This window comes from Kribbella sp. NPDC020701 (assembly GCF_055562215.1).
Window position 1 is genome coordinate 53972 of record NZ_JBVHFT010000020.1, and the last position, 13029, is coordinate 67000.

At 69.4% G+C, this 13029-nt stretch carries 15 protein-coding genes; 10 read left to right on the plus strand and 5 right to left on the minus strand.

The window, feature by feature from the left end; genetic code table 11:
• The first annotated feature begins 25 nt into the window (after positions 1–25).
• The 7 genes from nthB (at position 26) to ACZ3HV_RS36825 (ending at position 4220) form a co-directional block, all read left to right on the plus strand.
• Complete coding sequence (gene nthB / locus ACZ3HV_RS36795) at positions 26–688, plus strand: nitrile hydratase subunit beta (protein WP_465691402.1); 663 nt, start codon at positions 26–28, stop codon at positions 686–688.
• Positions 685–1287, plus strand: a complete 603-nt coding sequence (gene nthA, locus ACZ3HV_RS36800; protein WP_465691404.1) for a nitrile hydratase subunit alpha — start codon at positions 685–687, stop codon at positions 1285–1287. The genes nthB and nthA overlap by 4 nt, the downstream gene beginning before the upstream one ends.
• Entirely contained in the window at positions 1284–1634 is a 351-nt protein-coding gene (locus ACZ3HV_RS36805) for a nitrile hydratase accessory protein (protein ID WP_465691406.1), read from the plus strand. Before nthA ends, ACZ3HV_RS36805 begins: the two co-directional genes overlap by 4 nt.
• Positions 1615–2073: an OsmC family protein gene (locus tag ACZ3HV_RS36810; RefSeq protein WP_360368274.1), complete on the plus strand. Its 459-nt coding sequence runs from the start codon at positions 1615–1617 to the stop codon at positions 2071–2073. The genes ACZ3HV_RS36805 and ACZ3HV_RS36810 overlap by 20 nt, the downstream gene beginning before the upstream one ends.
• Entirely contained in the window at positions 2070–3392 is a 1323-nt protein-coding gene (locus ACZ3HV_RS36815) for an FAD-dependent oxidoreductase (RefSeq protein ID WP_465691408.1), read from the plus strand. The genes ACZ3HV_RS36810 and ACZ3HV_RS36815 overlap by 4 nt, the downstream gene beginning before the upstream one ends.
• Before the next feature lie 9 nt (positions 3393–3401).
• Positions 3402–3659 (plus strand): hypothetical protein, encoded by a 258-nt coding sequence (locus ACZ3HV_RS36820; protein ID WP_360368280.1) that lies wholly within the window; start codon positions 3402–3404, stop codon positions 3657–3659.
• 72 nt (positions 3660–3731) lie between these two features.
• Entirely contained in the window at positions 3732–4220 is a 489-nt protein-coding gene (locus ACZ3HV_RS36825; protein ID WP_360368282.1) for an MSMEG_0572/Sll0783 family nitrogen starvation response protein, read from the plus strand.
• A 49-nt stretch (positions 4221–4269) separates the two neighbouring features.
• Here the strand turns inward: ACZ3HV_RS36825 and ACZ3HV_RS36830 are convergent, their stop codons facing one another.
• The 3 genes from ACZ3HV_RS36830 to rpe are packed head-to-tail and all read right to left on the minus strand — an operon-like array spanning position 4270 to position 7576.
• Positions 4270–4956, minus strand: coding sequence for an HAD family hydrolase (locus tag ACZ3HV_RS36830; RefSeq protein ID WP_360368285.1), 687 nt, complete (start codon positions 4954–4956; stop codon positions 4270–4272).
• The gene (gene tkt, locus ACZ3HV_RS36835) at positions 4953–6866 is read right to left on the minus strand and encodes a transketolase (RefSeq protein ID WP_465691411.1); all 1914 of its coding nucleotides are present in this window, start codon (positions 6864–6866) and stop codon (positions 4953–4955) included. Before tkt ends, ACZ3HV_RS36830 begins: the two co-directional genes overlap by 4 nt.
• Entirely contained in the window at positions 6866–7576 is a 711-nt protein-coding gene (gene rpe, locus ACZ3HV_RS36840; RefSeq protein ID WP_465691413.1) for a ribulose-phosphate 3-epimerase, read from the minus strand. Before rpe ends, tkt begins: the two co-directional genes overlap by 1 nt.
• 136 nt (positions 7577–7712) lie before the next feature.
• Here rpe and ACZ3HV_RS36845 point away from each other — a divergent pair, with 136 nt between their 5' ends.
• A complete protein-coding gene (locus ACZ3HV_RS36845) occupies positions 7713–8369 on the plus strand; it encodes a response regulator (protein WP_465691415.1) in 657 nt (218 codons plus the stop codon).
• Positions 8366–9517, plus strand: coding sequence for a GAF domain-containing sensor histidine kinase (locus ACZ3HV_RS36850; protein WP_465691417.1), 1152 nt, complete (start codon positions 8366–8368; stop codon positions 9515–9517). Before ACZ3HV_RS36845 ends, ACZ3HV_RS36850 begins: the two co-directional genes overlap by 4 nt.
• Position 9518: 1 nt before the next feature.
• Here ACZ3HV_RS36850 and ACZ3HV_RS36855 read toward each other — a convergent pair whose 3' ends face one another.
• The gene (locus ACZ3HV_RS36855; protein ID WP_465691418.1) at positions 9519–10514 is read right to left on the minus strand and encodes a class I fructose-bisphosphate aldolase; all 996 of its coding nucleotides are present in this window, start codon (positions 10512–10514) and stop codon (positions 9519–9521) included.
• Between the two features lie 35 nt (positions 10515–10549).
• Positions 10550–11452: a LysR family transcriptional regulator gene (locus ACZ3HV_RS36860; protein ID WP_465691419.1), complete on the minus strand. Its 903-nt coding sequence runs from the start codon at positions 11450–11452 to the stop codon at positions 10550–10552.
• Positions 11453–11551: 99 nt separating this feature from the next.
• Between ACZ3HV_RS36860 and ACZ3HV_RS36865 the strand changes: the two genes are divergently transcribed.
• The gene (locus ACZ3HV_RS36865) at positions 11552–13012 is read left to right on the plus strand and encodes a form I ribulose bisphosphate carboxylase large subunit (RefSeq protein WP_465691420.1); all 1461 of its coding nucleotides are present in this window, start codon (positions 11552–11554) and stop codon (positions 13010–13012) included.
• The last annotated feature ends 17 nt before the right edge of the window (positions 13013–13029 follow it).

Below are 13029 nucleotides of genomic sequence, written 5' to 3' on the forward strand. Positions count from 1 at the left end.
TCCCCCCGGACCCGAGGAGTTGCTGGTGGACGGCATTCACGACATGGGTGGCACCCATGGCTGGGGTACGGTCGCGATCGATCCCGACGAGCCGGTCTTCGAAGAGGACTGGCACGCCCGGACCTTCGCGCTCGGTCTTGCCTCGATGGGAGCGTCCGGGACCAACCTGGACGCGTTCCGGCACGCGCTCGAGCGCCTGCACCCGGTGGACTACCTCGCCGATGGGTACTACGGGCGCTGGCTGGCCGCCGCCGAGCTGCTGCTGGTCGACAGTGGCGTGCTCGCGCCGGGAGCCGTCGAGGCCCGTGCGCGTCGGCTGGCCGGCCAGGACGTGACCGAGCCGGCCGACGTCGAGGTGCACAAGCCGTCGTACGAACGCGGTGGCCCCGGGTCGCTGCGGCAGATCGACGACAAGCCGGCCTTCGAAGCCGGTCAGCGGGTCCGGGTCCGTGAGTTGTACAAGTCCGGCCACACCCGGATGCCGGCGTACGTGCGTGGCCGCACCGGAGTCGTCGAGGCCCGACGGCCCGCCGCGGTGCTGCCGGACAGCACGGCCCACTTCACCGGCGAGGACGCCCAGCACGTCTACACCGTGCGCTTCGATTCGACCGAGCTGTGGGGGCCGGACTGCGAGCGCTCGACCCTGTTCATCGATCTCTTCGAGACTTACCTGGAGGAGAGCCAGTGAGTTCCGATCCCCGTTCCGTCGACCGGCCACCGGCCGCGCTGCGCGCCGAGGCGCTCGAGGAACTGCTCACCGAGCGCGGTCTGGTGAAGACCGAGGTGCTCGACGGCTTCATCAATCGCTACGTCAACGACGTCGGTCCGCTGAACGGCGCCAAGGTGGTGGCCAAGGCCTGGGTCGACCCGGAGTACCGCGAGCGGCTGCTCCAGGACGGCACCGGCGCCATCAAGGAACTGGGCTTCGGCGGTCCCCAGGGTGAGCACATCGTGGTCGTGGAGAACACCGATGAGGTGCACAACCTCGTCGTCTGCACGCTCTGCTCCTGCTACCCGTGGCCGGTCCTCGGGCTGCCGCCGAACTGGTACAAGGATCCGGCCTACCGGTCCCGGGCGGTCCGGGATCCGCGGGCGCTGCTCGCGGAGATGGGTCTGGACCTTCCCGACGACGTCGGCATCAGGGTGTGGGACTCCAGCGCCGAGAACCGGTACTTCGTACTCCCGCGGCGCCCGGAGAACACCGAAGGCCTCTCCGAGGAAGAGCTCGCCGCTCTGGTGACGCGCGACGCCATGGTCGGCGTCGCCAAGGTCGAGGTGGCGGCATGACGGAAACGCTCGAGAACACCGTCGTCGGGATTCCTCGCTCGAACGGCGAGCTCGTCTTCGAGCAGCCGTGGGAGAGCCGGGCCTTCGGGATCGCCGCCGCCCTGGCCGACCAGGGGCTGTTCTCCTGGAAGGACTTCCAGGCCGGCCTGATCGCCGAGGTGTCCCGGCGGGCGGACGAACCGGGGGAGTACAGCTACTACGACCGGTGGCTCGGCGCGCTCGAAGCGCTGCTGACCGAGCGCGGTGTGGTGTCGGTGGACGACATCGATGTTCGCGCAGACGTGCTTTGCCACCGCCCTGCCGGTCATGACCATCGCGACGAGGACCATGGCGACAACACGCACTGACGGTCAGGTGGTAGCCGGCCGCACCGTCGAAGGTGTCTGGCACGGCGGCTACCACTGCTCCGTCGCGGCCGGGTCCTTCACGATCGAGGTCGACGAGCCCGAGGAAGTCGGCGGAACCGACCTCGGGCCGCAGCCGACCGACCTGTTCCTCGCCTCCGTCGCCTCCTGCTACACGCTGGCGATCAGCCACGCGGCCCGGAAGCGCTCGATCGACCTCACCGAGCTGTCCGTCCGCGTCACCGGCGAGTACGACGGGTTGCAGTTCGGCGCCGTCCACGTCGAGGCCCGGATCGGTGCACCCGAGGCCGAGCTCGAGCGACTGGTCGAGGCGGCCGAACGGGTCTGCTACGTGACCAACACCCTGCGCTCCGGCCTCCGGCTGACCACCCAGGCGGTGTGTTCCACCGCTGTCCCTACTGACGGAAGTGAGTTCTCGTGAAGATCGTTGTGATCGGCGGCGGTGCCGCCGGGTTGGGGGTGGCCGGCGCCGCCAAGGGCCAGGACCCAGCGGTGCAGACCGTCGTGTACACCGAGTACGAGGACGTGGCGTACAGCCCGTGCGGGATCCCCTTCGTGCACGGCAAGGAGATCGAGTCGTTCGAGAAGCTGTTCCTCGCGACCAAGGAACAGTACGTTGCCCAGGGCATCGACGTGCACTACGAGACCACCGTCGAGAGCATCGACCCGCGGTCGCGGACCATCAAGGTCGGCGGCGAGGGCGAGGTGGGCTACGACAAGCTCGTGCTCGCGACCGGCTGGAACTACGACACCCCGAACATCCCCGGCGCGGAGCTCGGCGGCATCTACCACGTCAAGAACATCCGCGCCGCGATGGAGTGGGACAAGTACCTGGACTCGGTCGAGTCGGCCGTGGTGGTGGAGTCCGGCCCGATCGCGATGGAGATGGTCTCGGCCCTGCAGCACCGCGGGATCAAGGTCACGCTGGTCGATCCCGGCCCGTGGCCGATGGCCGACGTGATCGACCCCGACATCGTCGAACCGGTCCGCAAGGACTGGGAGGACTCGGGCGTCACGCTCAAGTTCGGTGAGCACGTGACCGCCTTCCGGGGCACCAGCACGCTCACCCACGTGAGCACGACCTTCGGCGACGTCGAGGCCCAACTGGCCGTGATCGGTAGCCACAAGGTGGCCAACACCGGTCTGGCGGGATCCGCCGGCATCAAGCTGGGCAGCACCGGTGGCATCGCGGTCGACCCGCACATGCGCACCTCCGACCCGAACGTCTACGCCGCGGGTGACTGCGCCGAGATCCCGCACGGTGTCTCGAACGTTCCGCTGCAGGGATTGTCGGGGAGCCACGCCTACGCGCAGGGCAAGACCGCCGGCATCAACGCGGCCGGCGGCAACCGCCTGCACAACCCGGTGTACGTGCCGTGGGGCATGCTCGCCGGGCAGTGGATGATCGGCGGTGTCTCGTTCGGCGAGACCCTGGCCACCGCGCTCGGCCTGCCGTTCGTGACCGGGGTCGCCGACGGCATCACCCGGGCGCGCTACTACCCGGGGGTCAAGCCGATCAAGGTCAAGCTGCTCGCGGACCCCAAGACCCGGCGGCTGATCGGCGCCCAGATGATCGGTGGCGAGGGGATCAAGGAACGCGCGGACTTCCTCGGCATCGTCGCCCGGACCGGCGTCACCATCGACACGCTGGCCACGATGGAGAACGTCTACTCACCTGCCATCGGCGCCCTGAACGAGCCCATCGCGATGGCGGCCCAAGCCCTCGTCGCGAAACTCTGAGGGGCCCGGATGCCCTTCTTCCGCTGGCTTCGCTCGAACTCCGAGCACGCCCTGCTGCGTGATGCGCAACGCCGCATCGCCGCCAAGTACGACGCCAACCCGCCGGCCAGGCCGCACGGCCTGGAGGACCGCTGGTGGCGCCAGATCTTCGCGCCCGTCTACCGGTTTCTCCCCTGGGGCCTGCGCCGGGCCGTGATGCAGGCGATGCCCGGCAGTCACCGGATGGGCTGGCCGAAGCCGGAGTACCTCCCGCCCGGCGACCACTGAACCCCTGTTCCCGACCGGGCGCAGGTCATCCCACCAGCTCCGTACCGTCAACACCTCGAAGGAGTCAGCATCATGCCGAAGACGGTCACCATCGAGCCGCCCCAAGAGGGCGACATCCTGTTCAACGTCGAGGAGAAGGTCTTCCCCGACTACCAGGCCAACGAAGGCGACAAAGCGTATGTCTTCATGCACACGGTCCCCTTCGAGGGCTCCGTCGGCCTGGTCAACATGCTCACGGCCACCCGGCTGCAGCGGAAGGGGTTCGACCTCACCTTCATCCTCTACGGTCCCGGCGTCCTGATGGCCTCAGCCGCGCGCGGCTACCCGGCCGTCGGCAACGAGGGCTTCCCGGGCAACCTCGGGTACAACAAGCAGCTGCGGACCCTGATCGACGAGGGCGCGAAGGTCTACGCGTGCCGGTTCGCGATGGGTGCGCTGTACGGGATGCGCGAGGACGACCTGATCAAGGGTGTCACCCCGTTCAACCCGCTCGACGTGCTGGACGCCAACATCCAGGCCTGGCGGGACAAGGCCCTGGTGCTCGCGACCTGGACGGTCTGAACACCACGACGAAGCCCCGCAGCGGAATCGCTGCGGGGCTTCGTCGTGCTCAGAGGTACTGGCGGAACCACCTGACGAAAGCTGGATCGTCGAGCCCGTCGGCAATGAGCGCCGCGCCGGACAGATCGTCGTCCTTGGTGTAGTCGTTGTGGGCGGCAACGCACCGCAGTCCGGCCGCGACTGCCGCGCGTACGCCGTTCTGCGAATCCTCCACCGCCACGGTCCGATCGACTGGGCAGCCGGTCCGCCGCAACACCTCCTGGTACGCGGCGGGACTCGGCTTGAGGTCGGTCACTTCGGTGCCGGTGACAACGGTCTGGAAGCGCGGCCCGAAGACCCGGTCGAGCAGCGGCTCGACCCAGGCGCGAGTCCCGGTCGTTGCCACATGCATCGGTACGCCGCCCGCGTCGAGCTCGTCGAGCAGCCGGTGAACCCCCGGCCGGGCCTGGATCTGCCCGGCCGCGATCAAGTCCCGCATGATCGCCGTCTTGCGAGTATGCAGCCGCTTCGCCAGGACCCGTGCTTCACCGGACGAGCGGCCGGCGTTCTCGAACCAGAACGCCAGCCGCCTCGCCCCACCCGTGATCCTCAGCAGCCCGCCGTACGTCGTGATGTCCCAGCGATCCGGCAGTCCGGCCTCCTCGAACGCGGCGTTGAAGGCAACCCGGTGGCCGTCGCGTTCGCTGTCGACCAGCGTGCCGTCGACGTCGAAGACGACGGCGGCCAGCCGGTTCACCGCAGGTGCTCTTGGATCCGGGCGAGGACCGCCGTGGCGGTGAACCCGTGATGCGCCATCACTTCGCCACCCGGACCGCACGTGCCGAACTCGTCGATTCCGATCGCGAGGTCGACCAGGCCGCGCCAGCCCACGGTGCTGCCGGCTTCCAGGCTGACGGTGAACGCGGCGGGATCCGGCACGTACGTCGACCGGTCCATCGCCGAGACCAGGCGAACGTCGTACCCGTCGGAGGTCAGCGCTTCCGCCACCTCCGCACCCAGAGCGACCTCGGATCCGGTCGCCACGATCTCGATCGCGACATTCGAAGCAGGGACTGGCGCCGTCTGGGGGAGGGTCTGGCGGGACAGAATCAACGCGGTCGGCCCGTCGGTCCGCTCCAGCGCGAGCCTCCAGGCCTCGGCCGTCTCGGCGTCGTTGGCTGGCCGCAATACTTGCAGTCCGGGGATGACTCGCAAGGACTCGATCTGCTCGACTGGCTGGTGAGTGGGACCGTCCTCGCCGACCGCGATCGAGTCGTGCGTCAGTACGTAGACGACCGGCTGCCGCATCAGCGCGGCCAATCGGAGCGCGGGGCGCAGGTAGTCGGCGAACACCAGGAACGTGCTGCCGTACGCCCGGAACCCGCCGTGCAGGCTGAGCCCGTTCATGATCGCGGCCATCCCGAACTCCCTGATCCCAAAGGCGATCGTGGAACCTGAGTAGTCGTCCCGCGTCACCACAGCACCGCCGGTCGCGGTCCCGGTGGAACCCTCGAGATCAGCCGATCCGCCGACGAGTTCCGGCATCAGAGCCGTCGCAGCCTTGAGGCAAGCCTGGGACGACTGCCTGGTGGCCCGAGGCGCATCGCCGGAGACCGCGAGCAGCGCATCGCCGAGGCCCTCCGGCAGTCGCCGTGCGAGACTGCGATGGAACTCCGCTGCCCGCCGCGGGGCGTCGACCTCGAAGGCCGCGACAGCTGCGTTCCAGGCAGCGCGTTCGCGCGCACCGGACAGAGCCAGCTCCTTGCAAGCGGCCCGCACCGGCTCCGGCACGCTGAACGGCGGATGCTCCCAGCCGGCCAGCCGCTTGGCCTCCGCGGCCAGCTCCTCCCCAAGCGGGGAGCCGTGTGCTTTCGACGTACCCGCGACGCCCGGCGCGCCGTGGCCGATCATGGTCCGGACAGCGATCAGGCTGGGACGCGGGTCGGCCTTGGCGCGCGCGATCGCGGCGTCGACGGCATCCACATCGGTGCCATCGGCAACTTCCTGCGTATGCCAGCCGTACGCGGCGAAGCGGGCGATCTGGTCGTCGCTGGAGGACCGGCCGACCGCGCCGTCGATGGTGATCGAGTTGTCGTCCCAGAGCACGACCAGCCGGCCCAGGCCGAGATGCCCGGCCAGCGAGGCCGCCTCGTGGCTGACACCTTCCATCAGACAGCCGTCGCCGACGATCGCGTACGTGTGGTGGTCGGTGATCTCCGGGTACCGCGCGTGCGCCATCCGCTCCGCGAGCGCCATCCCGACCGCCATGCCCAGCCCTTGCCCGAGCGGACCCGTCGTGCACTCGACGCCGGCTGTGTGGCCGAACTCGGGATGCCCGGGGGTGCGCGACCCGAGCTGCCGGAAGCCGCGCAGCTCGGCCTCGGGAAGGTCGTAGCCGAAGATGTGCAGCAGTCCGTAGAGGAGCGCGGAGCCATGTCCGGCCGAGAGCACGAAGCGGTCGCGATCCGCCCAGTCCGGTGCGGCGGGGTCATGGCGCAGATGCCGGCTCCAGAGCGCCCACGCCATCGGGGCGGCGCCCATCGGCAGCCCGGGATGTCCCGAGTTGGCCGCCTGCACCATGTCTACGGCGAGGAAGCGCAAGGTGTCCACGGCCAGCCGGTCGGTTTCGACGTACGGCGTTGCCGATCGCTGCAGGAGTTCAGTCATCAGGCAGCCTCCTCGTTGCGTGCGGCGTTGGCCGCAGCCGTGCGCAGCTGCCGGACGGCCGCTGCCTTTCCGTCGGCGTGCGCGTACATCCACGAGCCGGAGATGAAGACGTCCGCGCCCGCGGCTGCCGCGCCGGTGATGGTCTCGGCGGTGATTCCGCCGTCGACCTCGAGCTCGATCGGCAGGCCGGCCTCGTCGATCATCCGCCGCAGCCGCGCGACCTTCTTCTCCACCGCGGGGATGTAGGCCTGACCACCGAAGCCGGGGTTGACCGTCATCGCCAGCACCAGGTCCGTCTCGGACAGTACGTGCTCCACCACGTCGGCAGGCGTGTGCGGATTCAGCGCGACCCCGCTGCGTACGCCGAGATCCCGGATCCGGCCCAGCGTGCGGTGGAGATGAGTGCAGGCCTCGGCGTGGACGATGATCAGCTCACAGCCCGCCTCGACGTAGCGAGGCAGCAGGTCGTCCGGCTCGACGACCATCAGATGCGCCTCGAAGGCGACCTGGCTGTGCGGCTGGGCGGCCGCGATCACGTCGGGTCCGAAGGTGAGGTTGGGGACGAACACCCCGTCCATCACGTCCCACTGGATCCGGTCGACGCCCGCGTCACACAGCGCCCGGATCTCGTCACCGAGACGCGCGAAGTCCGCGGGCAGGACGGAGGGAACGATGAGCGGCGGGGGAACGCGAGGGGTGGGCTCGGACATGGGTGCGGCCTTCCTGGTCGGAGACTTCCAGCCCACCGCGTCACGCCGGTCGCGCACTCACCCGGCCGGGTGGACGGGTGGGTGAAATCCCCTGTGAACGCGAGGATTCCGGCTGTCGTCCGCCTATTCTTGGTCTATGCCGACCCCGCTGCGACTCGTCCTCGTCGACGATCACGAGATGGTGCTGCACGGGCTCGTCGCGATGCTCGGTCATTTCGCCGGCGAGGTGGTGATCACCGGGCAGGCGACGACGGCCGCGGCGGCACTCACCCTGGTGGCCGACGAACGTCCCGACGTCGTGCTGTGCGACGTACGGATCGGGAAGGAGAGCGGACTCGATCTGTGCCGCCAGATCACCTCGCAGTACCCGGAGACCAAGGTCGTGCTGCTGACGGTGTACGACGACGAGCACTACCTGTTCCAGGCCTTACGAGTCGGTGCCTCGGGCTACATTCTCAAGCGGATCGACGGCCAGGAGCTGGTGGCGCATCTGCGCCGGGTGCGGGACGGCGAGACCGTCATCGACCATGCGCTCGCGGGACGGGTGGCGCTGTCGGCTGCCCGGCTCAGCGCGGGTGAGTTCTGGCCGGGTGCGCATCTCGGGCTCACGCAACGCGAGTCGGAGGTGCTGGAGCTGCTCGTCTCCGGGCACTCCAACAAGGGCGTCGCGAGCAAGCTCGTCGTCAGCGAGGACACCGTGAAGACTCATATCCGCGGCCTGTATCGCAAACTCGGCGTCTCCGACCGCAGTGGTGCAATCGCTGTCGCACTCCGTGAGGGTCTGTTCCGTTGACCGGCACCGCACCCACCGCAGAGGAGCTTGCACAGATCCTCGAGGCCGATGGCGTGCTGCTGCTCGCCAGTGACGGCCGGGAGCTGACAGTCGCCGATCTGTGGCCGCCGCACCCGTCGACTGCGGCATTGACCATGCCGGTGGGGTTCGGGGTGACCGGGTTGGTGGCTCGGAACGGCACGCCGGTCATCCTTGCTTCCGACTCGCCGCGCAACGCCTTGCACCGCCAGTTGCTGCGCCTCGAGCCCAGGCAGACAGTCACCCGGATGTGCTTGCCGCTGCGCGGGCTGGAAGATCGCATCGTCGGGGTCCTGGCCGCACATCGCAGTCCGCGGACGCCGTTCGGTCCCGAGGACCTCGCCCTCGCCGCGCCGTACGCCGCACTGCTCGGGCTTCGCCTGGATGCCGAACAGCTGTGGCTGGCGGTGAACCGGCACCGGACCGAACGCGACCGCCTGATCAAACAGGCGATCTCGGCGCAGGAGGCCGAGCGCCGGCGGATCGCCTTCGATCTGCACGACGGCGTCACGACAGCCCTGGCGTCGATGGCCTTCCACCTCTCGGCCGCCGACCTGACCGTCTCCGAGCTGGCGGCGCGCGACGCGGCCGCGGACGACCAGTTCAAGCGAGCCCGGGCAGAGCTCGTGAGTGCCCGGGAGCTGGCCGATCTGGCTTACCACCAGACGCGGGCGGCGATCTCCGGTCTGCACAGTCTCGTGCTCGACGACCTCGGGCTGGTCGCGGCGATGGAGTCCCTGGTCCAGACGGCCGCCAGCGGCGAGGGTGCTCCGTCGATCGACTTGCTGGTCGATCCCGCCGCCGCGCTGGACGACATCCCCGACCACGTCGCCGCCGCGCTCTACCGGATCGCGCAGGAGGCGCTGGCCAACGCGGTCAAGCACGCCGAGGCCGACCGCGTCGTACTGTCGCTGCGGCGCGTCGGCGACTCGATCGTGCTCGGCTGCGCCGACGACGGCCAAGGGTTCGATCCCGCGGAACGGCGTACCGTCCGTGCGGGCGATGCAGACGGTGCGCAGCACTTCGGACTCAGCTCGATCGCGGAACGGTGCGCCCTGATCGAAGCCTCGCTGCGGATCGAGTCGGTCCCCCAGCGAGGTACGACGGTGTTGGTGGAGCTGCCGTTCTGAGTCAGCGGATCGCCTGGGCGGCCCGACGGCAGTTGTGCACCAGGACCTGCTGAGCGCTGGGCACGTTCCGGACGTCGCCACCCCAGGTGTGCAGGGCCTCACTCACCAGGGCACGCCCGAAGGAGAAGGTGACCGGCCAGGGGCGCTCGCCGAGGCGGTGCAGCTCACGGAGCGACTCGCAGACGTCCGCCGTCGGCTGGCCTCCGGAGAGGAACGCGATGCCGGCCACGTCCGCGGGCACCGAGTCGGACAGGACGCCGAAGGTGGCGGCGGCGACGGTTCCCGCGGTCGCCGGTGAGGCATCCAGGCCGGGAGTCACGAAGTTCGGCTTGAGCACGATGCCGGCCAGGTCGACGCCGGCTTGCACGAGCTCGTCGAAGACGCTGCGCAGCGCCAGGCTCGAGGCCTGCGCGGATGCCCCCAGATCGTGGTCGCCGGTGCACAAGACCTCCGGCTCGACGATCGGCACGATGCCGTGCTGCTGGCAGAGAGCGGCGTACCGGGCGAGTGCGTGACCGTTGGCCCGAGCCGAGTACGGCGTGATCGTGGCGACGTCGAACACCGCACGCCACTTCGCGAACGCGGCCCCGCGCTCGGCGTACGACGCGAGTCGGTCACCGAGGCCGTCGAGGCCCTCGGTGATCAACGCGCCACCTCCGCCCGGCAGCTTGCTCGTGCCGGTGTCGACCTTGATGCCCGGCAGGATGCCCAGCTCACGCGCGGGCTGGGGGAACGGGCGGCCGTCGCTGAGATCCTGCCCGAACGTCTCGTCGGACCAGATCACACCGCTGACCCAGTCCGAGAGCCCTTCGGCGGTGATCAGCAGTTCGCGGTAATCGCGTCGTGCGGTCGGGCTCGAGGCAATGCCTTCCTGTTCCAGCCGGGACGACATGGTCTTGATGGATTCGTCGGCGGCCAGGATGCCGCGACCGGCGTGGGTCATCCGACGGGCGATCTCGGCCAGGGTGGGAAGGTCGGTACGCAGAGTCGTGGTCATGCAGAGGAGCATGCGTGCGCTCGGCAGCGCCGTACTCACCCCTGTGGGCGAGACCGGGTGTGAAACGCCGCCGTACCAACCCGGTCCGGATCGCAGACGTGCCGCAGGAACAGCCGGCTCGCCGCGGTGGGATCCGCGGTGGTGCACAGGTGCCACGGACGATCGACCGGAGTCCCGGGTACGGCGTACCGCGCGAGCTCGCCGGCGTCGAGTTGACCGAGCACCGCCTCCTCGTGGACCAAGGTCAGGCCGAGACCCTGCCGCGCAGCCGCGACCGCAGCCCCCGACGTCCCAAGGGTGAGTAGGGGTGGCGCCGCCTGCAGCCGGGTCAGCAACGACAGCGTTGTGTCGCGCGTGCCCGACCCTTGGCCGGTGAGCAACCAGGTCGCGGTGAGCGGGTCGTCGTCGCGGCCGGGCCGGCCGACGAGGACCAGCTGATTGGCCCGGCGGGCGCGTGTGACCAGACCTGACCCGCGTGGTGGGCGGCCGGCGAGAACGACGTCGACCCCGTGGTCCCGAGCCAGGGCAAAGAGCTCGTCGCGGGGGAGGACCGACAACGACAGCTCGACCTGCGGATGCTCGTCGGCGAACGAGGCCATCAGCCGGGGCAGGACGTACTCGCTCGCCGTCGCCACCGCGCCGATCCGCAGCCGGCCCCGATCGGCGTCGTGCACGGCGCCGGCCGCCTCGGCGAGCAGCCCGAGCAGCTTGCGCACGTACGTCGCGAAGGTCTCGCCGGCGTCCGTGGCGACGATGCCCCGGCCGGACTTGCTGAACAGCGCGGTGCCCAGGGCCGACTCCAGTGCCGAGATCGCCGCCGACACCGCCGGCGGGGTGACGTGCAGACTCTCGGCCGCCGCGCGGATGCTGCCGCCTTCGTAGACCGCCAGGAAGGTCTGGAGCCGTCCCCAGGTCGCCGCCGCCGGCAGATCAGTCATTGTGCACCTATCACTTAACAGTCAGCGAAGAAGTTTCAATTGTAGTTGATGCATTGCTGGGCGCACGCTGGTGACTCGACGAACCGGAAGGAGCAGCCGATGACGACGAGCGAGAACGGCCACAAGCCCAAGGAGCGCTGGGACCCGGGTGTGCAGAGCTACGCCGGGATGGGGTACTGGAATCCCGACTACGAGCCCAAGGAGACCGACGTCCTCGCGGTCTTCCGGGTCACGCCGCAGGACGGCGTCGAGCCGATCGAGGCCGCGGCCGCCGTGGCCGGCGAGTCCTCGACGGCGACCTGGACAGTGGTCTGGACGGACCGGCTGACCGCGAACACCCACTATCAGGCCAAGGCCTACAAGGTGGACCCGGTGCCCGGGCGGCCGGGGGAGTACTTCGCCTACATCGCCTACGACATCGACCTGTTCGAGGAGGGGTCGATCGCCAACCTGACCTCCTCGATCATCGGCAACGTGTTCGGCTTCAAGCCGCTGAAGGCCCTGCGCCTGGAGGACCTGCGCATCCCGGTCGCCTACGTCAAGACGTTCCAGGGTCCCGCCCACGGCATCGTGATGGAACGCGAGATGCTCAACAAGTACGGGCGTCCGCTGCTCGGAGCAACCATCAAGCCGAAGCTCGGCCTGTCCGCCCGCAACTACGGCCGCGTCGTCTACGAGGCCTGCCGCGGCGGCCTGGACTTCACCAAGGACGACGAGAACATCAACTCGCAGCCGTTCATGCGCTGGCGGGACCGCTTCCTCTACGCGATGGAAGGCGTGAACAAGGCGACGGCCGAGACCGGCGAGATCAAGGGCCACTACCTGAACGTGACCGCCGGGACGATGGAGGAGATGTACAACCGGGCCGAGCTGGCCAAGGAGCTGGGCAGTGTCGTCGTGATGATCGACCTGACCATCGGCTACACCGCGATCCAGTCGATGGCGCTGTGGGCCCGGCAGAACGGCGTACTCCTGCATTTGCACCGCGCGGGTCACTCGACGTACACCCGCCAGAAGACGCACGGCGTGAGCTTCCGCGTGATCGCGAAGTGGTGCCGGCTGATGGGGGTCGACCACATCCACGCCGGAACCGTCGTCGGCAAGCTCGAGGGCGACCCGGCCACCACCCGCGGCTTCTACGACACGCTGCGGGACGACCACGTGCCGGCCAACCTCGGGAACGGGATCTTCTTCGACCAGGACTGGGCCTCGATGCCCGGGGTGATGCCGGTCGCCTCCGGTGGTATCCACGCCGGCCAGATGCACCAGTTGCTCGACCTGTTCCACGACGACGTCATCCTGCAGTTCGGCGGCGGCACCATCGGCCACCCGTTCGGCATCGCGGCGGGAGCCGAGGCCAACCGGGTCGCGCTCGAGGCCATCGTCAAGGCCCGCAACGAGGGCCGCGACCTGCTCCGCGAAGGACCCGATGTCCTGCGGGTCGCCGCCAGGTCCTGCGCTCCGCTCGAGGCCGCGCTGTCCACCTGGGGCGACGTCACCTTCGACTACACCAGTACGGACGCCCCCGACATCGTCCCGACCGCGACGGCCTCCGTCTGACACCCGAGGAGCACGAT

Bases quoted from the DNA above. Each gene is read 5' to 3' on its own strand.
- ACZ3HV_RS36865 (WP_465691420.1), top strand. From the start codon at position 11,552: ATGACGACGAGCGAGAACGGCCACAAGCCCAAGGAGCGCTGGGACCCG.
- ACZ3HV_RS36855 (WP_465691418.1), bottom strand. From the start codon at position 10,514: ATGACCACGACTCTGCGTACCGACCTTCCCACCCTGGCCGAGATCGCC.
- rpe (WP_465691413.1), bottom strand. From the start codon at position 7,576: ATGTCCGAGCCCACCCCTCGCGTTCCCCCGCCGCTCATCGTTCCCTCC.
- ACZ3HV_RS36825 (WP_360368282.1), top strand. From the start codon at position 3,732: ATGCCGAAGACGGTCACCATCGAGCCGCCCCAAGAGGGCGACATCCTG.
- ACZ3HV_RS36805 (WP_465691406.1), top strand. From the start codon at position 1,284: ATGACGGAAACGCTCGAGAACACCGTCGTCGGGATTCCTCGCTCGAAC.
- ACZ3HV_RS36860 (WP_465691419.1), bottom strand. From the start codon at position 11,452: ATGACTGATCTGCCGGCGGCGGCGACCTGGGGACGGCTCCAGACCTTC.
- ACZ3HV_RS36845 (WP_465691415.1), top strand. From the start codon at position 7,713: ATGCCGACCCCGCTGCGACTCGTCCTCGTCGACGATCACGAGATGGTG.
- ACZ3HV_RS36820 (WP_360368280.1), top strand. From the start codon at position 3,402: ATGCCCTTCTTCCGCTGGCTTCGCTCGAACTCCGAGCACGCCCTGCTG.
- tkt (WP_465691411.1), bottom strand. From the start codon at position 6,866: ATGACTGAACTCCTGCAGCGATCGGCAACGCCGTACGTCGAAACCGAC.
- ACZ3HV_RS36810 (WP_360368274.1), top strand. From the start codon at position 1,615: ATGGCGACAACACGCACTGACGGTCAGGTGGTAGCCGGCCGCACCGTC.